Origin of the sequence: Sinorhizobium psoraleae, from assembly GCF_013283645.1 — a bacterium.
GTDB lineage: Bacteria > Pseudomonadota > Alphaproteobacteria > Rhizobiales > Rhizobiaceae > Sinorhizobium > Sinorhizobium psoraleae.
In genome coordinates this window covers 120,791-145,286 of record NZ_JABEKV010000001.1, presented here as the reverse complement: position 1 = coordinate 145,286, position 24,496 = coordinate 120,791, and the positions used below count along the sequence as shown (strand labels likewise).

Here is a 24,496-nt window from a genome sequence, read left to right as displayed (position 1 = left end):
TTTTCCTCCAGAGTTTGCGATTTGGATCGTTCCAAATCGCAAACGCAAAACGACTCCGATGCGCATCTCCCGCCTGCTCCTTCAAAGACGGCTGATGGAAAGCCCGCCATCGGCCTGGATGACCGAGCCCGTGGCGAAGCCGAACTGCCCGCCGGCGAGCCCGGCGACGATCCTGCCGATGTCGTCGGGCTCTCCCCATCGCCGCATCGGCACCAGCCCATCCGCAATCAGGGCATCGTATTTGCCCGACACCGTTGCGGTCATGTCGGATCGGATGATGCCGGGTCGAACTTCGAAGACAGAGATACCGGTCTCGGCCAATCTCAGCGCCAGTCCCTGGCTGAAGGCGGCAAGTCCCGCCTTGCTCATGCAATAGTCGAGCCGCTCCGGCGATGTCATCGCGGCCGAGACCGAAGTGATGTTGATGATGGAGCGCGGACCGGCGGCCTTCGCCCCGAGCATTGCCTTCAACACCGCCTGCGTGAAGAAAACCGTGCCGCGCAGGTTGATGCCGACGATCGTGTCGAAGTTCTCGGGCTTCAGATCGAGGAAATCGCCGCGCACGACGGAAGCGATCCCGGCATTGTTGACGAGGCAATCGATCCTGCCGAACGCGTCGATTACCGCGTCCACGGTCGCCTGATGGGTGGAGAGATCGGCGAGATCGCCCTGGAGAAAGGTCGCCCGCACGCCGTATGTCCCGAGTTCCGCGAGCACCGGTGCTACACCATCGGCATCGCCGATGCCTGTGATGGCGATGTCGAAGCCGCTTGCCGCGAGCGCCCGCGCGATGCCGAGGCCGATGCCACGTCGGCCACCGGTGACGATCGCGGCGGGACGTGCTTTCTCCGTCATGACCGAAGATCCTCTTTAATAATGTGATCCGCGACGCGCAGCGCCTGCGCCGCAACCGTCAGCGCCGGATTTACCGCCGCCGAAGTCGGCAGGAAGCCGGCATCGACGACGAAGAGGTTCGGGTGATCGAATGCGCGGCAATAGACGTCGAGTGGCGCCTCATCCGGGTCCTTGCCGATCCTGACGGTGCCGCACTGATGCGACGGCGTACGCTTGTCGAAGGCCCGGGCGAGAACGACCGGGAAGCCGGCCCTTCTCAGCACCGCCTTCAACCTGGCGACGAGATCGAGATGGGCCTGCCAATTGGTGCGCACCCATTTCAGTACCACGCGGTCGCCATCGACCATGACCCGGCTGTCCGGTGACGGCAGGTCCTCGCTCATGGCGTAGAAGTCGATGCCGCGGGCCGAGACCTGGTTCAGGAGCCATTCCGGCATGGCCGGCATGTTCGCCTTCAGGATCGCGCCGGAGACGCGGCCGAGCAGCTGGATATTGCCGAGCGGCGGCCCCCCTGCCCCATCCGAAAGATAGAAATCGTTGAGACCGAAGGTCTTCTGATAGATGGAATCGTTGCGGTACCAGGGGCTGAGCGCGATCACCGCACTCGAATTGTGGTTCATGAAATTGCGCCCCACCTGGTCGGATCGGTTTGCAAGCCCGGCCGGATTGCGGTCGTCGGCCGAGCGCAACAGCAGGACAGCCGATTGTACGGCCCCGGCCGAGAGGATGACCAGCTTCGGCGAAACGCTGTGCTCCGCCCCCTCCTTGACGTAGTGAACAGTCTCGATCGCCTTGCCGTCGGGCGCGGTCGCAAGCCGCGTCACGCGCGAGCCGGTCTGCAGCCGGACGTTCGGATATTCGAGTGCTGCGGCCAGCGCCGCCGTCTCCGCATCCATCTTGCCGTCGAAGCTGTTCGGATGCGCATCCCAAGGGGTCTTGCCCTTGGCGAGCCAGCGCTCGATGTCGATGCCGAGCGGCAGCGAATAGGGGTGCAGGCCGATCTCTGCCAAGCACTTGCGAACCCTGGCGATCGCCGGTTCGTCCGCAACGGGGCCATGAGGATAATCGCGCGAGTGCGCCGGCTCGGTCGGATCTTCACCGAGCCTCCCGCGCACCTGATAGAGCGCCTCCGCCTTGGAATACCACGGCTCCAGCTCGTCGTAAGCAAACGGCCAAGCGGGCGAAACGCCGTCGAGATGCTGCATCTCCTCGAAGTCCTCCCGGCGATAGCGGGTCAGCACCGCGCCGTAGAATTTCGAGTTGCCGCCGACATTGTAGTAATTGCCGGGATTGAAGCCGACGCCGCCCGCCTCGTACCAGGTTTCCTTCGGCCGGAAATGGCCGCGCTGGAAGATCGCCCGCTGGTCACGGTTTTCCGGGCGGTCCTCGATGTGACCGCCTGCTTCGAGGATCAGGATCTCGGCGCCCGACGGCGCGAGCCCCGCCGCCACGGTCGCGCCGCCGATTCCCGATCCGATGATGACGATATCCGGCTCAGTCCGCATCGCCATGCTCACGCGATCCGCATCTGGCTTTGCGGATCGAAGAACACCGCCTTGTCGAGGTTGAAGGCGAGCCGCGACGTTTGACCGGGTGCGATGCGCGCGTCGGCGCGCAGTCGGGCGACGATTTCCTTGCCGCCGAGACGCGTCACCGCAAAGGTGTCGGAGCCGGCCGGCTCGACCACCTCGATCAGGCACTCGCCTTCCGCGACATATTTCGCGTTACGGTCGGCACCGTCGGGGTCCGTCAGGGCCTCCGGCCGGATGCCGAACACGACATCCTTGCCGGCATAGGCGGATAGCGCGCCGTTATGCGGCACGGCGAGCTTCAATGGCTCGGCGTTCGGCCGCGCCAGCGTGACTGCTACATCGGCGCCAGTCTTTTCGATGCGGGCAGTCAGCAGGTTCATCGCCGGTGACCCCATGAAGTCGGCGACGAACATGTTGGCCGGATTGTTGTAGATCTCGGCCGGCGAGCCGAACTGCTGCAACACCCCATCCCTCAAGACGGCGATCTTGGTGGCGAGCGTCATCGCCTCGATCTGGTCGTGCGTCACGTAGACGATCGTGGTCTTCATGCGGTGATGCAGGCGCTTGATCTCGGTGCGCATATCGACACGCAGTTTCGCATCAAGGTTCGACAGAGGCTCGTCGAAGAGGAAGACCTGCGGATTGCGTACGAGCGCGCGGCCCATGGCGACGCGCTGGCGCTGGCCACCGGAAAGCTGGCTCGGCTTGCGGTCGAGGAGATGGCCGATCTGCAGCATGTCGGCAACCTGCTTGATCGCCTTCTCGCGCTCCTCCTTCGGCACGCCGCGGATTTCCATGCCGAAGGCGATGTTTCCGGCGACCGTCATGTTCGGGTAGAGCGCATAGGACTGGAACACCATGGCGATATCGCGCTTCGACGGGTGAAGCCCCGAGACCGACCGGCCGTTGATTGCGATGTCCCCCGAGGTGATCGGTTCCAGGCCCGCGATCGTGTTCAGGAGGGTCGACTTGCCGCAGCCCGACGGACCGACGAGGACGAGGAACCCGCCCTTCTCGATCTCCAGGTTGATGTCCTTGAGGATTTCAAGAGAGCCGTAGGATTTGCGCAGGTTGCTGATTTTCAAGAAAGACATGAGCTTATCCTTTCACGGCGCCGGACATCAGCCCGCGGACGAAGTAGCGGCCGGACACGATGTAGACGATGAGCGTTGGCAGGGCGGCGAGGATCGCGCCCGCGAAGTGGACGTTGTATTCCTTGACCCCCGTGGACGACGAAACCAGGTTGTTGAGCGCGACCGTCATCGGCGTCGAAAAGGGTCCCGAGAACGAGGCACCGAACAGGAAGTCGTTCCAGATATTGGTGAACTGCCAGATCACCGACACGACAATGATCGGCCCGGAAGACGGCAGCATGATGCGCCGGAAGATCTGGAAGAAGCTCGCGCCGTCGATCTGCGCCGCGCGCACCAGTTCGGTTGGGAAGGCCTCGTAGTAGTTGCGGAAATAAAGCGTCGTGAAGCCGATGCCGTAAACCACATGCACGAGGATCAGCCCCCAGATCGATCCGGCAATACCTAGCACGCCGAGAATGCGCGCCATCGGGATCAGCACGATCTGGAACGGGATGAAGCAGGAGAGCAGCAGCATTCCGAAGAAGATGTTTGCTCCCGGAAAACGCCACTTGGTCAGCACGTAGCCGTTGAGCGCGCCAATGATCGTCGAGATGGCGACCGCCGGGACCACCATCAGGATCGAATTGATGAAGAAGGGACGAAGGCCGGTCGGCTGAACGCCGATCTGCGCCGTCGACCAGGCCGAAAGCCAGGGCTCGACCGTCCAGGTCTCCGGCAGGTTCAGCATGCCGCCCTGGCGGATTTCGTCGAGCGGCTTCAGCGAATTCACCACCATCACATAGAGCGGCAGCAGCGAATAGAGCGCAAAGAGGATCAGCGCCGTGTAGATCAGTGCCCGCGCCAGGCGGTTGTGCGAGATGACATTGTCTGGATTGGGGGCTCTCATTGGCGTTTTCCTCCCCGGATTTCGGAATAGAGGTAGGGAATGATGATCGAGAAGATCATCACCAGCATGATGATCGCCGAGGATGCGCCGATGCCCATCTGGTTGCGGGTGAAGGTGTAGGAATACATGAAGGTCGCCGGCAGTTCGGTCGCCTGGCCCGGCCCGCCGCCGGTCAAGGCGATGATGAGGTCGTAAGCCTTGATCGCAAGATGGGCGAGGACGACGAAGGCCGAGAGGAAGACGGGCCGCATCAGTGGAATGATGATCCGACGATAGATGGTGGACGTCTTCGCCCCGTCGATCTGGGCGGCCTTGATTATTTCATTGTCGACGCCGCGCAGGCCAGCCAGGAACATCGCCATGATGAAGCCGGTCGATTGCCAGACGGCGGCAATGACGACGCAGTAGATCGCGAAGTTGCGGTCCTTGATCCAGTTGAAGGAGAAGCTTTCCCAGCCCCAGAGATGCATGGTGTTCTCAAGCCCGATGCCGGGATCGAGGAACCACTTCCACGCCGTTCCGGTGACGATGAAGGAAAGCGCCATCGGGTAGAGATAGATCGGTCGAAGGAACCCCTCGGCCCTGATCTTCTGGTCGAGCAGGATGGCGAGCGCCAGCCCCAGCACCGAGCAGATGGCGATATAAAGCGTCGCGAAGATCGCGAGGTTGCTGACCGCCCGCCACCAGTGCGGCAGAGCCCAGAGCCGGCTGTAATTCAGCAGGCCGACGAAATTGTAGGACGGCAGCATCTTGCTGTCCGTCATCGAGAGGAAGCCGGTATAGGCAATGAAGCCGTAGACGAACACCAGAACTATGAGAAAGCTGGGGGCGAGCACGAGCTTGGGCAAAAGCTCCTGCAGCCGGGTGCGGCTATCCATGATCGTTACCACCGTTGACGTATCGTTTCGTTCGTTCCGCGCGTCTGCTCCTCACTCTAACCCTCCCCATTTGCGCGGAGAGGGACGGAGGTGCACCAGCTCGCCCCAACAAGGGGAAAGGGGAACGCCGGAGCGGACCGCCCTCGTCCTTCTCCCCGCGAGCGGGGAGAAGGTGTCGGCAGGCGGATGAGGGGCAATCCCTCGGTCCCGCTTACTTCGCGGCCTCGACCGCCGCGGCGAGTTCCTTCACCGCGTCTTCCGAGCTGAGCTCGCCGTTGAACTGGCGGGTCACGACGTCGTAGATCGCGTTCTTGACGGAGGCCGGGTTGGCGTGGCCATGGGCCATGGAGCCGAAGAGCGTGCCGTTTGCGTTGGCTTCCGCGAGGTCCTTGATGCCCTTCTTGCCGCAGGCGTCGAAGTCGGTATCCGGAACGTCGGTACGGGCCGGAACGGATCCCTTGACGACGTTGAAAGCCGACTGGAAGGTCGGGCTTTCGATGGCAGAGGCCATCTGCAATTGTGCCGGAACCTTGTCTTCCGAGACCTTGAACATGGCGAACTGGTCGGAGTTGAAGGTGACCGATCCTTGCGTTCCCGGGAAGCGCATGCAGACGAAATCGGTGCCCGGCACCTTCTTCGCCTTCAGGAACTCGCCCTTTGCCCAGTCGCCCATGAACTGCAGGCCGGCCTTGTTTTCGATGACCATGGCCGAAGCGAGATTCCAGTCGCGGCCGGAGAAGTTGTCGTCGACATAGGAACGGAGCTTCGTCATGCGGTCGAAGGCTTCCTTCATCTTGTCGCCGCCGAGCGCCGCCGGATCGAGGTCGATGAAGGCCTGCTTGTAGAAGTCGTTGCCGAGCGAGAGCACGACGGCGTCGAAGATCGTCGCATCCTGCCAGGGCTGACCGCCATGGGCGACCGGCGTGATGCCCTGCTCCTTGAATTTGTCGAGCAGCGCGATCAGCTCATCCCAGTTCGCCGGCTCCTTGCCGCCGGCCTTGTCGAGTGCAGCCTTGTTGATCCAGACCCAGTTCGTCGAATGGACGTTGACCGGAGCGGCGATCCAGTGGCCGTCATATTTCGAGAATTGCTGCAGGGCGGTCGGAACCACCTTGTCCCAGCCCTCCTTGGCGGCAATGTCGTCGAGGTTGCCGAGCGCGCCTTCCTTTGCCCAGTCGAGAATGTCGAAGCCGAGCATCTGCACCGCCGTCGGAGCATTACCGGAGGTGACGCGGGCGCGAAGCACGGTCATTGCTTCGGTGCCGCCGCCGCCGGCGACCGGCATATCGGTCCAGCCGATGCCCTTGCCTTCCAGATCCTTTTTGAGAACATCGAGTGCCGCAGCTTCGCCACCGGACGTCCACCAGTGCAACACTTCCACGTTCTCTGCTGCGCGCGCGGCTGTCGCCGCCAACATCAGTGCTGCAACAGCTGTCGTCGTCATCAACTTGCGCATCGTTATCCTCCCGTTTGCAAGTTACCGAAGCGGAATCTCCTCCCGCCTTTTTTGAATGCCGCCCGTCTTCACCGGACGGCAATGGGCCTGCGGCATGCGCCGCCCGGCCAATTTAAAACGTTACAAATACCACCAAGTCAAGCGCTGGGGATCGTTCCGCAGTCTTGTCACCTAAACGGCCTGAATTTGCTGGATTATACGACATCGCGGGCATGATGCAGCGCAACAAAATTGGCTCCGTTCGTCCATTTAAAACGTTTTCATCATACGATTGCCTAATGGTTCGCGTCACGTTACAAAACCGCTCTTGATCGTTCGCAGGAAAGAACCATTGGCAGCTCGCTCCAAATCCGTCAGGTCCGGCAACGGCCCGGCAAACAGCCGCGGCAAGCCGACGCTGCGCACCATCGCGGACATCACCGGTCTTGCCGTCACCACCGTGTCGCGGGCGCTGGCCAACGCCCCGCAGATATCGATCGACACGCGCAACCGCGTCCGCCAGGTGGCGCTCGACATCGGTTACTCGCCGGACCGCGCCGCCCAGCGCCTGAAAACCGGTCGCACCAACGTCATCGCCGTCCTGCTCGAGCCGCACGAGGAAATCCTGGGTTACGGAACCTCCGTCATGGCCGGCATCGCCAAGGCGCTCCAAGGCACGTCGTACCACCTGATCGTCATGCCGAATTTCCTGAACGCCGCGAATATCGATGCGATCAACTACATCATCCGCAACAGCATGGCGGACGGCTTGATCTTCTCGCGCACCGAACCGCTCGATCCGCGGGTCATGCTGCTCTCCGAAAACGGCTTCCCTTTCGTCACGCATGGCCGCACCGAACTCGCGACGGCGCATGCCTTCGTCGACTACGACAATTTCACTTTCGCCTACGAAGCGACGCGCCGGCTGATCGCAAAAGGGCGGCGCAAGCTGGCGCTCATCAGCGGTCCAGCGGGCTACACCTTCGCCGGCCACATCCAGCACGGCTTCATGACCGCGGTGCGCGAGGCCGGCTGCGCCTATGAAATTCTTTCCGACATCGATCTGGACAGCCCGGCGGGCGCCATCCGCGACCGCATTCGCCGACGTTACGCGGAGAAGGACCCTCCGGACGGTTTCGCCTGCGGCGGTGAGGTATGCGCGCTCGCAACGATCACCGGCATGACCGATTGCGGCCTGACGCTTGGGCTCGAATACGACATCGTCGCCAAGCAGACGTCGCAGTTGCTGGGCGCGATCCAGCCGCGGGTCGACACGATCTACGAGGATCTGACCGCGACCGGCGAGCATATGGGCCGCATCCTCCTGCGCCGCATCGCCGGCAGCACGGACATCAATGAACTGCAATTGCTGCTGAGTCCCGAGCTTCCCTTCGAGACGCAAGCCGCGGGCGCGGCGAGCTGAAGCCAAGGCGACAGGCCGGCGCGCACGGGGGTGCGGATAGCGCCTCCCGATCTTTTCCTCGCTTGCCGTCGGCGTCTGCACTTTTCAGCCTCCTCCGGATCCGATCTCAGCGCGGCATCCACCAGCTGGTGCGCTGGCCGATATGCATGTTGAGCGTCTTGGTCTCGGTATAGTCCTCCACTGCATGGCGCCCGAGTTCGCGGCCGAGACCGGATTGCCGGTAGCCGCCGAAGGGCAGTTCGGACGCGCCGTCCATGAAGGTGTTCATCCAGATCGTTCCGGCGCGCACGCGCCGTCCGATCGTGAGACACGTGTCGAAATCGCGACTCCAGACGCCGGCCGAGAGCCCGTAGTCGATGGAGTTGGCGATACGGATCGCCTCCTCCGTCGTGTCGAAGGTGAGGACGGAGAGGACCGGACCGAACACCTCTTCCTGGGCGACCGCCATTTCCGGCCGGACGGCCGAGAGGATGGTCGGCGCCATGAACTGCCCCATGCCGAGATCGAGCGCCGCACCGCCATGGGCAACGGTCGCGCCATCACTCGAGGCCGAAGAAACATAGCCAGCGATCTTTTCGAGATGCTGGGGCGTGATGATTGCACCAACCTGCGTTTCAGGGTCGAGCGGATCGCCGACCTTCACCTTGGCCGAGAGGCTGGCGATGCGCGCCGTGACCTCGTCGGCGATGTCGCGGTGGAGAATCAGCCGCGAGCCGGCATTGCAGCATTCGCCAGCATTGAAATAGGCACCGAAGACGGCGGCATCGATTAATTCGTCGAGGTTGGCATCCGGGTAGACGATCTGCGGGTTCTTGCCGCCGAGTTCGAGCGAGACCTTCTTCAGCGTTTGCGCGGCGTTCGCCATGGTAAGCCGGCCGACACCGGTCGAGCCGGTGAAGGAAACCATGTCGACATCCGCGTGGCTCGTGAGCGGTGCGCCGGCCTCCGGCCCCGTGCCGACGATGATGTTGACGACGCCGGCCGGCACACCAGCCGCCTCGAGAATTTCGCCGAGAACGAGGGTCGAGCCGGACGTCAGTTCCGACGGTTTCACCACCGTCGTGCAGCCGGCGGCAAGTGCGAAGGGCAGCTTCTGGCTGACGATCAGGAAGGGGAAATTCCACGGCGTGATGATCGAAACCACGCCGATCGCTTCGCGCAGCACGACCCCGAGCGTGCCGTCGCCGAGGGTATTGTAGCTTTCGCCGGAGAGATCGCGGGCGAGTGCAGCGGCATAACGCCAGATGTCGGCCGCGCCGGCCAGTTCGCCCTTGGCTTGGCTGATCGGCTTGCCGGATTCGATCGCATCGAGAAAGGCGAGTTCATCGGTGCGCGCGGCGATCATGTCGGCGGCGCGCAGCAGGATCAGCGACCGCTCCGACGCGGTCATCCGCGGCCAGCGACCGTCATCGAAGGCGCGCCTTGCCGCCGCGATCGCGCGTTCGGCATCGATCTTCGTCGCCGCCTGGTAACGGCTGACGGTCACGCCATGGCCGGGCGCCACCCGCTCGATCGTGCGGCCTTCGGCGCCATCGACCCACTTGCCGTCGATCAGCATCCGGAATTCGCGAACCTTGTAATCGCCGAGCGCCTTGGGTTTCACCAGAACCGTCATCACCATTCTCCCTTGAAGCGCGCTTCGCGCTTTTCGCTGAAGGCCGCGACGCCCTCCTTGAGATCGCCGGTCTTGGCGACAAGGATCGAGCCCAGCGCCTCGACTGCCGCGCCCTTGTCCTCGCCGTTCGCCGAGGCGATCATCAGTTTCGATATTTCCAGCGCCGCGGGCCCGCGGCTTGCGATGCGGGCGGCATAGTCCCGCGCAGCCTGCATGACCGTGCCCGTCTCGACGACGGCATCGACCAGCCCTTCGGCCTTCGCCCCTTCCGCCGAGAACATCTCGCCGCCGAGCACCATGCGCCGCACGATCTGCGCACCGAAGCGGGAGACGAGCCGTTGTGTGCCCGACCAGCCGGGCACCATGCCGAGGCTCGTTTCGGGAAGTCCGATCTTTACCTGCTTTTCGGCGATGCGGATGTCGGCCGCCGCCGCCAGTTCCAGCCCACCGCCGAGCGCGTGGCCGTTCAAGGCTGCGATCACCGGCATGCGGAGCGTCGCCAGCCGTTCGAAGACACGATGGCCGAAGCGCACCCAGTCGTGACCGAATTCGGCCGCGTCCATGCCGCCCCAGGCCTTGATGTCGCCGCCAGCAGAGAAGGCCTTGCCCTCGCCGGTCAGGATCGCGACGCGCACATCGCGGTTCGCCTCGACCGTGTCGCAGGCGGCAGCGAGGGCCTTCAGCATATCGATGTCGAAGGCGTTGAGCTTTTCAGGCCTGGACACGGTCATGATCGCGACGGCGTCCTCGACCTCGACCCGCATGCGTTCGTCAGCCATGGGTGCCTCCCGCGATGCTTCGCGCGGCCTTCGCCGGCAAAGTCAGACCGAGCGGCGCCTCGTTGAACAGCGCGCTATCCATCTGCTTCAGCTGGTCGGACACGATCAACGGAAATTCCGACTGGTCGAGGATATGTTCCTGCAGGTCCGCGCCGGGCGCGATTTCGGTGAGCACGATGCCGTCGGGCGTCAGCTTCATCACGCAACGCTCAGTCACATAGGTGACGTCCTGCCCCTGCTCGACCGCGCGGCGGCCGGAGAAAGTCACGTGCTCGACCTGATCGACAAGCTTTTTCAGCTTGCCTTCCCTCTCTATGACAAGCCTGCCGTCGGCGACCGCGAGTTTTGCGCCGGCATTGAACATGCCCGAGAAGACGATCTTTTTCGCCCGCGCGGTGATGTCGACGAAGCCGCCCGCACCCGCCGTCACATGCGGGCGGAAGCTGAGCTTCGACACGTTGACCGATCCGGTGCGGTCGATTTCCAGGAACGAAAGCAGCGAGGCATCGAAGCCCGCGCCCTGGAAATAGGTGAACTGGTAGGGCGACGGCATGAAGGCGTCGGCATTCGACGCGCAGCCGAAGGCGAAATCGAGGAGCGGCACGCCGCCAACCGCCCCCTGCTCGATCACCCAGGTGACCGCGCCGTGCAGACCTTCCTCCAGCAGGATCCGCGGCACGTTGGCGGAAATTCCGAAACCGAGATTGACCGCACTGCCCGCTTCGAGCTCCTGCGCGACGCGGCGGGCAATCACCTTCTGGATGCTGAATTCGGGAACGCGGAAGCTGTCGAGCGGGCGGAAGATCTCGCCGGAGATGGCGGGATCGTAAAGCGTCTGGGTCGTCTGCTTCTGGTCCGGATCGACGACCACATAGTCGACCAGCACGCCTGGCACGCGGACGTCATGCGGTCTCAGCGACCCTTCCTTGGTGATGCGCTTGACCTGGGCAATCACGATTCCGCCGTTGTTGCGTGCGGCAAGCGCTTGGTCCAGCCCGCCGAGATAGGCGCCCTCATGCTCATAAGTGAGATTGCCGCGCTCGTCCGCCGTCGTTGCCCGGATGATCGCCACCTGAGGCGTGATCGCCTTGAAATAGAGCCAGTCCTCGCCCTCGAAGGTGACCTTCTTCACGACAGGCTCGGCTGCGGCGGACGCGTTCATGGCACAGCCTTCGCGTGACGGATCGACGAAGGTATCGAGCCCGACCTTGGTCATGACGCCCGGGCGTTTCGCCGCCGCCTCGCGATGCATGTCGAAGAGAATGCCGGAAGGAATGTTGTAGGCGGCCACTTCGTCGGCACCGATCATCTGCCAGATCAGCGGCGGTTCGGCGCTGGACGGACCGGAGGGATAGGACCCTCCGATGATCTTCTTCAGGAGGCCCTTCTTGGCGATGTAATCGACACCCTTGATCCCGCTCATGTCACCGGCCGCGATCGGATGCAGGGTCGTCAGGTCGCGCGGATGGCCGGTCGCGTTGAAGCGCTCGCCGATAGCCTTCAGCATCAGGTCCGGGCAGCCGAGGCCACTGGAGGAGGAGACGGAAACGACCGCGCCGTCGGGTATCAGGGCCGCCGCTTCCGCCGGTGAAATGTGCTTGCTCATGGAGTTCAAAGTCCCGTTTCGATCTGGACGGCCATGCCGGTGGCCGCCGCCTTCACCACCGCGAGGCCGGCCGCCAGCGACCAAACTCCGTCTTCGCCGGTGGCGGAGGGTGCGCCGTTCCCCTCAATCGCGGCGTGGAAGGCCGCAAGCGCCGTCTCGTAGAGATTGCGGTGGTCGAGAGGCAGTTCGCTCTCGCCCTCTTCATCGCGCAGAACGACGGTGCCGACGGGCCGCTGCGTCATCACGTTGCGACCGATCAGCGAGCCTTCGGTGCCGTGCACTTCGAGGCCGGTCTCGGCATATTTCGTCGTAAAAGCATCGTGGAACTGGGCGATCACGCCCGAACGGAAGCGTAAGACCCCCATGACGCCATCCTCCAGCCCCTCCTTGCCCATGCCGGCGCTATGGCTGATCGCCACCGCCTCGATCGGGTCGTCGTTAAGGATGAAACGCAGCGTGTCGGCGTCGTGCACGGTGATATCGAGGATGACGCCACCGCCGGCCTCCGGCTTGTCGAGCCGCCAGCCCTGCAGATGCGGCGGCAGATAGACGGCGTGGAACACCCGCGCCGCAATCGGCCTGCCGATCCGGCCCGCGGCGATCGCTTCGCGCATGGCGCGATGCGTGGCGGCATTGCGTAGGTGATGATTCGTGCCGAGCACGACGCCGGCCTCACACGCCGTCAGCACCATTTCGCAACCATCGTTGAGATTCATCGCCAGCGGCTTCTCACAGAGAACGTGCTTGCCGGCACGGACCGCCGCCAGCGCCTGATCGTGGTGCAACTCGTTGGTTGTCGAGATGTAGACGCCATCGATATCCGGGTCGCCGACGAGCTCGTCGAGGCGCGTGACGGCCTTGGCGATGCCGTTCTCCGCCGCGTAAGCCTGGCCCCGCTCCGCGCTCGAACTCATCACCGAGACGACCTCTCCCCCCGTGGCGCGGATGGCGCCGATTACCCACTCGCGCGCGATCGTGCTCGCGCCGATCAGTCCCCAGCGAATCATGACGAGACCTCCTTCATTCTTCGTTCGGCCGCTGCGCCGCAGCTCTGGCGGACGACAAGCCGCACCGAGCTGACGATCGCTTCCGGTTCCGCGCGGCCCGCTTTGATCTGCTTCAAAAGCAATTCCGCCGCGCGCTCGCCCATGCCCTGCGGATCGACGGAAACCGTGGTGAGCGCCGGCACCGCCGTCTTCGCCTCGATCACGTCGTCGAAGCCGATCACGGCAAAATCCGCCCCCGGCTCCAGCCGCCGTGCCCGCAAGCCGTCGCAAACTCCGAAGGCGACGGCGTCGTTGAAGCAGAGCGCCGCGGTCGGCCGTTCTTTCAGCATCATCGCCTGCTCGATGGCCGTGACGCCACCGGCGCGCGACGGTGCGGAGCCGATGACCAGCTCACTTTGCGGGCCGAGTCCGGCCTCTAGCAGCGCATCCCGATAGCCGCGCACGCGTGACTCGAAGACTGCGGTATCGGCAAAGCCGCCCAGAAAGGCGATGCGGCGGTGGCCGCGCTCGATCAGGTGACGGACGGCAGCAACAGCGCCGGCGTGATTGTCCGACGTCAGCGAGGAAACGCCGGCACCGGCAATATCGCGAACGACGAGCACGACGGGAATGCCGCTCTCGACGAGCGGCGCGAGATCGGAGGCTTCGGTTCCACGCGCCGGCGAAATGATGAGACCCGACACGCCGTGCTCGCGCATGGACGCGATCACCTCGCGCTGGCGCTCGATTTTTTCGCTGGTATTGGCGAGGAACTGCACGAAACCGGCGGACTGCACGACGGCATCGACACCGACCGCGAGTTCAGCGAAGAAGCTGTTGGTCAGGTCATTGACGACGATGCCGATGATCTTCGACTTCGACTGGCGCAAATTCGCGGCGCTGCGGTTGTAGACATAGCCAAGCTCGCGGATCGCCGCGTTCACCTTCGCCCGCGTCGCCTCATTGACGAGGGAACTCCCCTGCAGGACGAGCGACACGGTCGATTTCGACACGCCGGCGGCGCGCGCTATATCGATAACCGTTACCCGTTCCTTCGCCACGATGACCTCCCATTTCAAGTCTTGCCTTCTTAATAATTGGAACGTTCCAATTCCGTCAAGTGCTTTCTATTCACTTTTTTATGCGTGTCCGCATGGGGCAACGGAAATGCGGGTCGTACGGGTTCCTGCAAAATTGCTAGGCTGTTCAGGGAGTTAGCTGAGAGACTATGCGGGTTGGCGCCTACGCGGCGACTGGGCGGATGATCGACTCCGGGTCGCCGATTGATCAAACACCGAGCAGCTCGTCCATTTTGATCTTGAAATTTGGAACGGTCTAAATTATTCAGTGACCGCAACATAAGTGGAGGATCAATGCCGATGACCAGCCTGACGCTGCCGCGCCAAGACGGCTCACTCGAACATTACCGGCTGCAGGGAACGCCCATTGCCCGGCCTGCCCAGGTTCCGACCTTCAATCGCATCGCCTACGCGGCCGCCCATGTCGTCTCCGATCCGCTGCGCGATAGCGATCCTTGGGGAAGGCCGGCGATCGACTGGGACGCGACGATGGCCTTTCGCCATCACCTCTGGAGCCTCGGCTTCAAGATCGCCGAGGCAATGGACACCGCCCAGCGCGGCATGGGGCTTGCGTGGCCGGACGCGCAGGAGCTGATCCGCCGTTCGCTTGCCGAGGCGAAGAGCGTTGCGGGCGCCGATCTCGCCTGCGGCGCCGGCACCGACCATCTTTCTCCCGACGCGGCACGCTCGATTGACGACGTAATCGCCGCCTATGAGGAGCAGATCGGCTTCGTCGAGGCTGAGGGCGGCCGGGCGATCATGATGGCGAGCCGGGCGCTTGCCCGCGTAGCGCGTTTCGGCGACGACTACCGTCGTGTCTACGGCCACATCCTGCGTCAGGCCAAGGACAAGGTCGTGCTTCATTGGCTTGGCGACATGTTCGACCCTCAGCTTAGAGGGTATTGGGGATCGGAAACCTTCGAGGAAGCGCTCGAAACCGTTCTGGCGATCATCGGAGAAAACAGCGAGAAGGTCGAAGGCATCAAGATTTCGTTGCTCGACAACGCCAAGGAAGTGGCGCTGCGCAATGGCCTTCCGGAGGGCGTTCTCTGCTTCACCGGCGACGATTTCAACTACGCGGAACTGATCGAGGGGGACGGCCAGAAATACAGCCATGCGCTGCTCGGCATTTTCGACGCCGTGGCGCCCTCGGCTTCGAAGGCGCTTGCCGCCCTGGCAGATGGCGATGTCGCCACCTTCCGCGGCGTGATCGAGCCGACCGTGCCGCTGTCGCGCAAGATCTTTGAGGCGCCGACGCAATACTACAAGGCTGGCGTCGTCTTCCTCGCCTGGCTGAACGGCCATCAGCGCCACTTCACCTTGCCGGCTGGCCTGCAGTCCGCCCGCGGGATTCTCCACTATGCCGACGTCTTCCGCCTCGCCGACCAGGCCAATGTGCTCGACAAGCCGGAGCTGGCAGCGGCGCGGATGCGCAATTTTCTCGCCGTCCTCGGCGTCGAACAGGCGGACTAATGCATGTCGCCCAAAAGTGTGCAGCGGTTTTGGGTCAACGACATGCATAAAAACAAGGACCTAAAGCGCGTCGCATGAGTCCGATTGAACGCGACGCGCTTTAGAGCGGGATAGGGAAAGTGTGAGCGGTTTTCCGCCCGCATCCCGCTCTAACTTACTAGAATCGATCACGTTTATGATTTTAGGTCGATTCGACCTAAAATCATCGTGATCTAAGAGGCGGGCGAGGGCGGCGCTACGGCCGCCAGCCCCTTCTTTGCCAGCATCGCGTCCGGGCTCGGCAGCTTGCCACGGAAAGCCTTGTAGGCATCCTCCGGATCGATGGCGCCGCCGACCGAATAGATGTTGTCCTTGAGCTTCCGCGCGGTCTCAGGGTCGAAGGGATCGCCGGTTTCCTCGAAAGCGGCGAAAGCGTCGGCGTCGAGCACCTCCGACCACATGTAGGAATAGTAGCCTGCGGAATAGCCGTCGCCGGAAAAGACGTGCAAGAAATGCGGACTGCGGTGGCGCATGACGATCGATTTCGGCATGCCGATCCTTTCGAGCGTCGCCGCTTCCAGTGCCATGGGTTCGGCGATGCTTTCCGCCGTGTGATAGGCCATGTCGACCAGCGCCGAGGAGGTGAATTCGACGGTGGCGAAACCCGAATTGAAGGTCCTCGCCGCCAGCACCTTGTCGAGCAAGGCCTTAGGCATCGGCTCGCCCGTCCGGTAGTGCACGGCATAGGTCTTCAGGATATCCGGCACGGTCAGCCAATGCTCAAAGAGCTGTGACGGCAGCTCGACGAAATCGCGCGAAACGCCGGTGCCGGCTACGGAAGGGTAGGTGACGTTCGAGAGCATGCCGTGAAGGGCATGGCCGAACTCGTGGAACAGTGTTCGGGCATCGTCGATCGAGAGCAGGGCCGGCTTGCCGTCGGCCGGTTTCGCAAAATTGCAGACATTATAGACGATCGGGATTTCACCTTCCTCGCCATTCTTCAGCTTCAGCCTATGCTGCGACTGGAATGAACTCATCCATGCGCCGGAGCGCTTGGAGGAACGGGCGAAGTAATCGCCGAGGAACAGCGCGACCAGCTTGCCCGAGGCGTCGCGGATCTCGAAGACGCGAACATCGGGATGATAGGCCGCGATGCCCTTCTTTTCCGTGGCCGTTACACCGAAGAGACGCTGGGCGACATCGAAGCAGGCATCGATGATCTTCTCGAGTTGGAGATAGGGCTTCAGCTCGCTTTCGGAGAAGTTGAATTTTTCCGCCCGCAGCTTTTCGGCAAAATGGCGCCAATCCCACGGCATGACCTCGTGATTGCGCCCTTCGGCGGCAATCAGCTTGGCCAGATCCGCCTCCTCCTCGCGGGCGCGCACGACTGCCTTCTCCCAGACCTGCATCAAGAGGCCGTTCACGGCTTCGGGCGTCTTCGCCATGGTGTCGTCGAGCTTCAGCGACGCAAAATTCTCGTATCCGAGCAGCTTTGCCTTCTCTGCCCGAAGCGCCAGCGTCTCGGCGATAATGTCGAGATTGTCAGTCTCGCCGCCGTTTTCGCCGCGGGCCGTCCAGGCCCTGAAGGCCTGCTCGCGAAGCTCGCGATTATCTGAGAAGGTCAGGAACGGTTCGATGATCGAGCGCGACAGGGTGACCGCGTATTTGCCCTCTTCCCCTCTGTCGCGGGCCGCCGCCGCCATCGCATCCTTCAGGAATTCCGGAAGGCCGGCGAGCTCCTCGTCGCTCACAAGCAACAGCGCCCAGTTCTTCTCGTCGGCAAGCACGTTCTGGCCGAACTTGGCGCCGAGCCCGGCAAGCTTTTCGTTGATGGCGGCAAGCCGCTCCTGCTCCGGCTTGTCGAGCTTGGCGCCGGACTTGACGAAGCCCTTCCAGTGCCGCTCGAGGACGCGCGTCGCCTCGAGATCGAGGCCGAGCTCTTCGCGCTTCTCCCATAGTCTGTCGATACGGCTGAACAAGGCCGGATTCATGCCGATCTTCGAATAGTGCCGCGACATCTTCGGCGCGATCTCGCGTTCGAGCGCCTGGATCACGTCGTTGGTGTGGGCGCCGGCCTTGTTCCAGAAAAGCGCCGAAACGCGCGAAAGCTCATCTCCGGCGATTTCCAGGGCGACGACAGTGTTTTCAAAGGTCGGCGGCTCCGGATTGTTGGCGATCGCATCGATTTCCGCCTCATGGGCCGCGAGCGCCGCGTCGAAGGCGGGCGCGAAGTCCTCATCCTTGACCGCATCGAAGCGCGGCAGACCCTCGTGTCCGGTCCAGTTCACAAGAGCGGGGTTGAGCGAAGCGCTTGCAGTCATGGGGATTCCTTTCGCATGCTGGGCCGGCGGAGCGGGCGGCTGGCCGGCGGAGATGTTTGAAGTGGTTGGCAATGGCAGGATCGTCAAGGCTTGCGCATGCCAAAGAGACCGGGCGCCGCATGCCAGACGGCCTGTGCGGCGAAGCCGATGAACAGGAGGCCGGAGAGCCGCACAATGGCCAGCTCGTGACGGCGATAGAAGCGGCGAACGACGGACGCGCCGATGATCGCGATCAGAATTACATCGGCGACGAGGAAACCGATCAGCGACACAGCGAGCAGCATCGGCAGGGCGTTGAACTCGAGCGCATTGGCGGAACCGGCAAGCAGCGCCGTGAACGTCGCCAGCGCCACCGGATAGCCTTTGGGATTGGTGAGCCCGAAAATCAGGCCGCGGCGCAGCGGCCGTTCCACCGTCAGCAAAGCGCGGTTCTCGCCCTTCGGCCGGGCGCGGAGCGCGGTCCAGCCGATCCAGGCGAGGTAGGCGCCGCAGAAGAGGCCGAGAACGTCGAAGATTGCCGTGCCGATCGATCGCGCACCGACGATTGCAACGAGCGCCAGAGTCGACCAGACGATATCGCCGGCGAGATGCCCACCCATGAAGAGCGCACCGGCTTTTCGGCCCTGGCCGGCGCCGATGCCAAGCAGCGCCAGAAAAGCGGGGCCGGGGATCAGCGTATAGGAAAGTGCTGCGAGAAAGGCACCGACAAGAAGCGTCTCGGACATCTTGAAAAATCCCCGGTTGAGTCCGGCCATTCGAGCCTCAGCGCGCGATTCCGTCAAGCGGAAACGGGAAGGGGCGGGCGGGCCGGCGCGCACAATTCTTTCGCCACAAAGATTTCCCTCGATACGAAGTTGCGCTAAGAACGCGCCCGAGTTTCCCCTTGAGAAGGACTATCCATGACTGCGCGCAATCTCTTCCTTCTGCCCGGCGACGGCATCGGCCCGGAAGCCATGGCGGAAGTCCGCAAAATCATCGCCTACATGAACGCCGAACTCGGTGCCGGCTTCGTGACGGATGAAGGCCTTGTGGGCGGCTCCGCCTATGACGCCCATGGCGTGGCGATCTCGGAAGGGGACATGACGAAGGCGCTCGCCGCCGATGCCGTGCTCTTCGGCGCCGTCGGCGGACCGAAGTGGGATGCGGTTCCCTACGAGGTGCGGCCGGAGGCTGGTCTCCTGCGCCTGCGCAAGGACCTGGAGCTCTTCGCCAACCTGCGCCCGGCCATCTGCTATCCGGCGCTTGCCAATGCGTCCTCGCTGAAGCCCGAGCTGGTCGAAGGCCTCGATATCCTCATCGTCCGCGAGCTGACCGGCGGCGTCTATTTCGGCGAGCCGAAGGAGATCATCGATCTCGGCAACGGCCAGAAGCGCGGCATCGACACGCAGGTGTATGACACCTACGAGATCGAGCGCATCGCCGGGGTAGCCTTCGAACTCGCCCGCACGCGCCAGAACCGCGTCTGCTCGATGGAAAAGCGCAACGTGATGAAGTCCGGCGTGCTCTGGAACCAGGTCGTGACCGAAATCCACAAGGCGAAATATGCCGACGTGCAACTGGAGCATATGCTGGCCGATGCCGGCGGCATGCAGCTGGTGCGCCAGCCGAAGCAGTTCGACGTGATCGTCACCGACAACCTGTTCGGCGACATGCTCTCCGACGTCGCCGCCATGCTGACCGGTTCCCTCGGCATGCTGCCTTCCGCCTCGCTCGGCGCGCCTGATCCAAAGACGGGTAAGCGCAAGGCGCTCTACGAGCCCGTGCACGGCTCGGCGCCGGACATTGCCGGCAAGGGCATTGCCAACCCGATCGCCATGATCGCTTCCTTCGCCATGTGCCTGCGCTATTCCTTCAGCCTCGTGAAGGAAGCCGACAATCTGGAAAAGGCGATCGCCAACGTGCTCGACAAGGGCATCCGAACCGGCGACATCATGGCCGAAGGCTGCCAAAAGGTTGGTACCACCGATATGGGCGACGCGATCCTTGCCGAGTTCAAGGCGCTTACCGTCTGACCGGCGTACCGGCATCTGACGTTTCTCTCGGCTCGTGCCGATGTGGTCCGATGAACAAGCACCTCCGGAGACGTTCCGGAGGTGTTTTATATTTGGGTCTTGATTTCGTTGCATCCGGCTTCACATGCAGAAGGATGCGAAGGAAAGACGAAATATGAATCAACCGCTTGCTTCCACGGCCTGGATATTCCTGACGACGCTGGTGCTCGTGCTTGCCCTCGTTCCCTTCGATCCGCAACTGTCGCAATGGGCGCAGGACCTGCCGGAGGAAATCGTCGCCTTCAACCGGACGATTACCGATTTCGGCACATTCGCCTGGATGATCTACACTTCTACCTTCCTGCTGCTGGTCGCCTACATTGCCCGGCGCGCCTCGCATCACGACACGGTTCGGTACCGAGCGAGAAGCGCGCGCAATCTGTCCGCCTATTTTCTTCTGACGATCGGCACCGCAAGCGTGCTGGTGCACGGGCTGAAATTCCTGATCGGCCGGGCGCGGCCGGAACTTTTCGCCGACTACGGCGCCTACAGCCTGACGCCGTTTACCGGTGAACGATTGTTCGAAAGCTTCCCGTCGGGCCATTCGATGGCGGCCGGCGCCCTTTTCGGCGCCTTCGCGATGCTGATGCCGCAGTTGAGACCCGTGTTTCTGATACTGGCATTGGCGATCGGCGTTTCGCGCGTAATCGTCGGCGCACACTATCCGAGCGATGTTGCCGCCGGCCTGCTGCTCGGCCTCTGGGTCGCGATGATGATCGCATTCGTTTTTGCCCGGCAAGGCTGGCTCTTCCGCTTGGACGCGGGCGGCTGGCCGGCACCGAAAAACGCGACCCCCCACCAAGTTGACAAATAAAAAGCCGGCGCGGAAGGCCGCGCCGGAGTCAGGAGAGGTCGTTCGGCGAGATGAGGAACGGGGTCTCCGCCCGCAGCATCCCGCGTCATGATTTTGGTCGCCCGCTCAGTCCATTACGTGGATATCGCGGTCCTTGGTTTCCGGCAGGAACAAGAGCCCGATGACCAGCGTGATGCCGGCGAAGACGATCGGGTACCAGAGGCCATAATAGATATCGCCCTGGGCCGCGCTCATCGCGAAGGCCGTTGCCGGGAGCAGGCCGCCGAACCAGCCGTTGCCGATGTGGTAGGGCAGCGACATGCCGGTGTAGCGGATGCGGGTCGGGAAGAGTTCGACCAGCAGCGCGGCGATCGGGCCGTAAACCATCGTCACATAGATGACGAGAACGGTCAGCACGGCGATGATCGTCGTCCAGTTGACGCGGGCCGGATCGGCCACCATCGTGAAGGCGCCGCCCTTGTCGATCGAATAGACGGCCATTTCCGTGGCGCCGCCGAGTTCTTCCTTGGTCAGCAGCTTGTCGGCAGTCAGCTTGTCGGCTGGTACCATGGTCTTTTCGCCGGCTCGGACAGCAGCGGCGTCGAGCGCCAGTTCCGGATTGGCTGCAACGAAGGCGTCGAGCTTGGATTCCGGAACCTTCGCCGCCGCACGCACCAGCGGATAGCCGGAAGCCTGAAGCGCCATGTTGACCTGCTTGCTGAAGGCCGCATCCTCTGCCTTCGCCTTGTCGCCCGCGGCAACCGCGTCGTAGCTGTTAATCGTTGACTCACCGATCTTGACGGTCGCCGGCGTTCCCGCCGCCGCAGTGCTTACGACGTCATAGGGAACGGAGTTTTTGGTCAGGAACGCGGTCGCAATGTCGCAGGAGCTCGTGAACTTCTGAACGCCTGTCGGGTTGAACTGGAAATTGCAATCCCCAGGGGCCGCAGTGACCGTGGCGCGGACGTTCTCTTGCGCTTCGGCAAGCGCCGGGTTGCCGGCCCAGGTCAGCGCTTTGAACAGCGGGAAGTAGGTGAGCATGGCAAGCAACAGGCCCGCCATGATGATCGGCTTACGGCCGATCTTGTCCGACAGCCAACCGAAGAAGACGAAGAAGCCGGTGCCGAGAAGCAACGAGGCGGCAACCATCAGGTTCGCCGACTGCCCGTCCACCTTCAGGACGCCCGTGAGGAAGAAGAGTGCGTAAAACTGGCCCGAGTACCAGACGACTGCCTGGCCGACCACCGCACCGAAGAGTGCCAGAAGTGCGATCTTCGCATTCTTCCACTGACCAAAAGCTTCCGTCAGGGGCGCTTTCGAGCCCTTGCCCTCTTCCTTCATCCGCTTGAAGGCGGGAGATTCGTTCATCTTCAGGCGAATCCAGACGGAAACCCCGAGGAGCACGCAGGAGAGCAGGAATGGCACGCGCCAGCCCCAGGCGGCGAAGGCTTCCTTGCCGACCATGTATTGAACCGCCAGGATGACCACCAGTGACAGGAACAGGCCAAGCGTCGCCGTCGTCTGGATCCAGGAGGTGAAATAGCCGCGGCGCCCATGCGGGGCGTGCTCTGCCACATAGGTTGCCGCACCGCCGTATTCACCGCCAAGCGCAAGACCTTGCAGCAAACGTAGACCGATCAGGATGATCGGCGCTGCGATGCCGATTGAGGCGGAGCCGGGCAGGACGCCGACCAGGAACGTCGAGAAGCCCATGATCAGGATCGTAACGAGGAAGGTATATTTGCGGCCGACAAGGTCGCCGAGGCGGCCGAAAACGAGCGCGCCGAACGGGCGCACCAGAAAGCCGGCAGCGAAGGCGAGCAACGCAAAGATGGCCTGCGTCGTCGGCGGATATTGGCTGAAGAAGGTCGCGCCGATATAGAGGGCAAGCGAGCCGTAGAGATAAAAGTCGTACCATTCGAAGACGGTACCGAGCGACGAAGCGAAGATGACCTTCTTCTCCTCGCCGGTCATGGGGCCGGCTTTTGCGCCGTCCACTGTTGCGACATTCGCCATTTTGATAATCCTCCACTCCAAAATTGGCATATTGGAGCGCCCATTCCCCGGCCCGGCCATTCCTCCCTGAATGCCCGGACGTGGTGCGCCTGATCAAAGGATGTCAGAAAAGTGGCAGCCAAGGCAGAGATGCTTTGGGCGTATGACTTTCGTCTAATGCGGCGATCGGGCGCGATCCCGAAGCCGTATCACGCAAAAGTGTGGCGCGGCTTTCGCTCTTTCCGGCGCTGGCGAATAGCCAGCGGTGGCGGCAAACGCCGGCGGCGGCTTGACTCTTGCCGAAAACCGCGTAAGAGCAGCGGCGAACGAGGAAACCGCAATGCGACCGAACGGTCCGTCCATCGCTGCGTCGATCTTGCCGGCAGTTGCCGGGCAGGCTCGCCATTTCTCGCTCGCTAGCAAAACAACGGCCAAAACGACGACGAAAACCGTCTGACGTCTCTGGCCCTCCGCTCTCTCCCCGGTAAGGCCGGGGACAGGAAACCTCGCGGGCCTCCTGCGCGGCTTCCCCCTCCACCAGACGAGGAGAGACAGAAAGAGAGCTTAGATCATGGGTTTCAAGATTGCAGTCGCAGGCGCCACCGGCAATGTCGGCCGGGAGATGCTGAACATCCTTTCGGAACGCGGGTTTCCCGCCGATGAAGTTGTGGCGCTCGCCTCGTCGCGCTCCATCGGCACCGAAGTTTCCTATGGCGACAAGACGCTGAAGGTTTCCAACCTCGAAACTTATGATTTCTCCGATACGGACATCTGCCTGATGTCGGCCGGCGGCGCGGTTTCGCAGAAGTATTCGCCGAAGATCGGCCAGCAGGGCTGCGTCGTCATCGACAATTCTTCCGCCTGGCGCTACGACGGCGACGTTCCGCTGATCGTTCCGGAAGTGAACCCGGATGCGATCGCCCTTTTCTCCAAGAAGAACATCATCGCCAACCCGAATTGCTCGACGGCCCAACTCGTCGTCGCGCTGAAGCCGCTGCATGACCACGCCAAGATCAAGCGCGTCGTCGTTTCGACCTATCAGTCGGTCTCCGGCGCCGGCAAGGACGGCATGGACGAGCTTTTCAACCAGACCCGCGCCGTCTTCGTTGCCGATCCTATCGAGAGCAAGAAGTTCACCAAGCGGATCGCCTTCAACGTCATCCCGCACATCGACGTGTTCATGGAAGACGGTTACACCAAGGAAGAGTGGAAGGTTCTGGCGGAAACCAAGAAGATGCTCGATCCGAAGATCAAGGTGACCTGCACGGCCGTGCGCGTCCCGGTCTTCATCGGCCATTCGGAATCGGTCAATATCGAATTCGAGAATGAAATCACCGCCGACGAGGCGCGCGAGATCCTGCGCGAAGCGCCGGGTTGCCTGGTCGTCGACAAGCATGAGAACGGCGGCTACGTGACGCCTTACGAATGCGCTGGCGAAGACGCGACCTATATTTCGCGCATCCGCGAGGATGCCACGGTCGAGAACGGCCTCAACATGTGGGTGGTCTCCGACAACCTGCGCAAGGGCGCCGCGCTCAACGCCATCCAGATTGCCGAGTTGCTCGTCAATCGCGGTCTGGTTAAGCCCCGCAAGCAGGCCGCCTGACCGGCCCCGCTCGGGACTGAAGCAAAGCCCCGCCCGGTCCGCCAAGGACCCGCGGGGCTTCGCATTGGGTTCTTCCGCCGGTATTGGGCGGATTCACGTGAAACATGACT

At 62.8% G+C, this 24,496-nt stretch carries 19 protein-coding genes; 5 read left to right on the top strand and 14 right to left on the bottom strand.

Going from position 1 to position 24,496, the window contains the following annotated elements; translation table 11 throughout:
• Positions 1-81: 81 nt before the first annotated feature.
• The 6 genes from ILFOPFJJ_RS00595 to ILFOPFJJ_RS00570 form a co-directional block, all read right to left on the bottom strand.
• Positions 82-855 carry a 3-ketoacyl-ACP reductase gene (locus tag ILFOPFJJ_RS00595; protein WP_173508656.1) on the bottom strand — a complete coding sequence of 258 codons (774 nt, stop codon included), beginning with the start codon at positions 853-855 and terminating at the stop codon, positions 82-84.
• The gene (locus ILFOPFJJ_RS00590) at positions 852-2,360 is read right to left on the bottom strand and encodes a GMC oxidoreductase (RefSeq protein WP_173510110.1); all 1,509 of its coding nucleotides are present in this window, start codon (positions 2,358-2,360) and stop codon (positions 852-854) included. Before ILFOPFJJ_RS00590 ends, ILFOPFJJ_RS00595 begins: the two co-directional genes overlap by 4 nt.
• Positions 2,361-2,368: 8 nt before the next feature.
• A complete protein-coding gene (locus ILFOPFJJ_RS00585) occupies positions 2,369-3,481 on the bottom strand; it encodes an ABC transporter ATP-binding protein (RefSeq protein WP_173508655.1) in 1,113 nt (370 codons plus the stop codon).
• Positions 3,482-3,485: 4 nt separating this feature from the next.
• Positions 3,486-4,367, bottom strand: coding sequence for a carbohydrate ABC transporter permease (locus ILFOPFJJ_RS00580; RefSeq protein ID WP_173508654.1), 882 nt, complete (start codon positions 4,365-4,367; stop codon positions 3,486-3,488).
• Positions 4,364-5,245 carry a carbohydrate ABC transporter permease gene (locus ILFOPFJJ_RS00575; RefSeq protein ID WP_173508653.1) on the bottom strand — a complete coding sequence of 294 codons (882 nt, stop codon included), beginning with the start codon at positions 5,243-5,245 and terminating at the stop codon, positions 4,364-4,366. The genes ILFOPFJJ_RS00580 and ILFOPFJJ_RS00575 overlap by 4 nt, the downstream gene beginning before the upstream one ends.
• A gap of 211 nt (positions 5,246-5,456) precedes the next feature.
• Positions 5,457-6,701: an ABC transporter substrate-binding protein gene (locus ILFOPFJJ_RS00570; RefSeq protein ID WP_173508652.1), complete on the bottom strand. Its 1,245-nt coding sequence runs from the start codon at positions 6,699-6,701 to the stop codon at positions 5,457-5,459.
• Between the two features lie 331 nt (positions 6,702-7,032).
• Here ILFOPFJJ_RS00570 and ILFOPFJJ_RS00565 point away from each other — a divergent pair, with 331 nt between their 5' ends.
• Positions 7,033-8,103, top strand: coding sequence for a LacI family transcriptional regulator (locus ILFOPFJJ_RS00565; protein ID WP_173508651.1), 1,071 nt, complete (start codon positions 7,033-7,035; stop codon positions 8,101-8,103).
• Between the two features lie 106 nt (positions 8,104-8,209).
• Here the strand turns inward: ILFOPFJJ_RS00565 and ILFOPFJJ_RS00560 are convergent, their stop codons facing one another.
• From ILFOPFJJ_RS00560 to ILFOPFJJ_RS00540, 5 genes are read right to left on the bottom strand one after another with little or no spacing between them, the layout of a single operon-like run.
• A complete protein-coding gene (locus ILFOPFJJ_RS00560; protein ID WP_173508650.1) occupies positions 8,210-9,718 on the bottom strand; it encodes an aldehyde dehydrogenase family protein in 1,509 nt (502 codons plus the stop codon).
• Complete coding sequence (locus tag ILFOPFJJ_RS00555; protein ID WP_173508649.1) at positions 9,718-10,497, bottom strand: enoyl-CoA hydratase/isomerase family protein; 780 nt, start codon at positions 10,495-10,497, stop codon at positions 9,718-9,720. Before ILFOPFJJ_RS00555 ends, ILFOPFJJ_RS00560 begins: the two co-directional genes overlap by 1 nt.
• Complete coding sequence (locus ILFOPFJJ_RS00550; RefSeq protein WP_173508648.1) at positions 10,490-12,103, bottom strand: acyl CoA:acetate/3-ketoacid CoA transferase; 1,614 nt, start codon at positions 12,101-12,103, stop codon at positions 10,490-10,492. Before ILFOPFJJ_RS00550 ends, ILFOPFJJ_RS00555 begins: the two co-directional genes overlap by 8 nt.
• Before the next feature lie 5 nt (positions 12,104-12,108).
• On the bottom strand, positions 12,109-13,110 hold the full coding sequence (locus ILFOPFJJ_RS00545; RefSeq protein ID WP_173508647.1) for a Gfo/Idh/MocA family protein: 1,002 nt from the start codon (positions 13,108-13,110) through the stop codon (positions 12,109-12,111).
• Positions 13,107-14,150: a substrate-binding domain-containing protein gene (locus tag ILFOPFJJ_RS00540; RefSeq protein ID WP_173508646.1), complete on the bottom strand. Its 1,044-nt coding sequence runs from the start codon at positions 14,148-14,150 to the stop codon at positions 13,107-13,109. The genes ILFOPFJJ_RS00545 and ILFOPFJJ_RS00540 overlap by 4 nt, the downstream gene beginning before the upstream one ends.
• A gap of 318 nt (positions 14,151-14,468) precedes the next feature.
• Here ILFOPFJJ_RS00540 and ILFOPFJJ_RS00535 point away from each other — a divergent pair, with 318 nt between their 5' ends.
• Positions 14,469-15,641, top strand: a complete 1,173-nt coding sequence (locus tag ILFOPFJJ_RS00535; protein ID WP_173510109.1) for a dihydrodipicolinate synthase family protein — start codon at positions 14,469-14,471, stop codon at positions 15,639-15,641.
• 212 nt (positions 15,642-15,853) lie between these two features.
• On the opposite strand, the gene ILFOPFJJ_RS00530 is transcribed toward ILFOPFJJ_RS00535, so the two are convergent.
• Together ILFOPFJJ_RS00530 and ILFOPFJJ_RS00525 are read right to left on the bottom strand one after the other, a co-directional pair.
• Complete coding sequence (locus ILFOPFJJ_RS00530; protein WP_173508645.1) at positions 15,854-17,941, bottom strand: M3 family metallopeptidase; 2,088 nt, start codon at positions 17,939-17,941, stop codon at positions 15,854-15,856.
• A gap of 83 nt (positions 17,942-18,024) precedes the next feature.
• A complete protein-coding gene (locus tag ILFOPFJJ_RS00525) occupies positions 18,025-18,666 on the bottom strand; it encodes a LysE family translocator (protein ID WP_173508644.1) in 642 nt (213 codons plus the stop codon).
• 174 nt (positions 18,667-18,840) lie between these two features.
• Between ILFOPFJJ_RS00525 and leuB the strand changes: the two genes are divergently transcribed.
• On the top strand, positions 18,841-19,953 hold the full coding sequence (gene leuB / locus ILFOPFJJ_RS00520; protein ID WP_173508643.1) for a 3-isopropylmalate dehydrogenase: 1,113 nt from the start codon (positions 18,841-18,843) through the stop codon (positions 19,951-19,953).
• Positions 19,954-20,107: 154 nt separating this feature from the next.
• Complete coding sequence (locus tag ILFOPFJJ_RS00515) at positions 20,108-20,806, top strand: phosphatase PAP2 family protein (RefSeq protein ID WP_173508642.1); 699 nt, start codon at positions 20,108-20,110, stop codon at positions 20,804-20,806.
• 105 nt (positions 20,807-20,911) lie between these two features.
• On the opposite strand, the gene ILFOPFJJ_RS00510 is transcribed toward ILFOPFJJ_RS00515, so the two are convergent.
• A complete protein-coding gene (locus tag ILFOPFJJ_RS00510; RefSeq protein ID WP_173508641.1) occupies positions 20,912-22,801 on the bottom strand; it encodes an MFS transporter in 1,890 nt (629 codons plus the stop codon).
• Positions 22,802-23,351: 550 nt separating this feature from the next.
• Here ILFOPFJJ_RS00510 and ILFOPFJJ_RS00505 point away from each other — a divergent pair.
• Positions 23,352-24,386 carry an aspartate-semialdehyde dehydrogenase gene (locus ILFOPFJJ_RS00505; protein WP_173508640.1) on the top strand — a complete coding sequence of 345 codons (1,035 nt, stop codon included), beginning with the start codon at positions 23,352-23,354 and terminating at the stop codon, positions 24,384-24,386.
• Positions 24,387-24,496 lie beyond the last annotated feature (110 nt).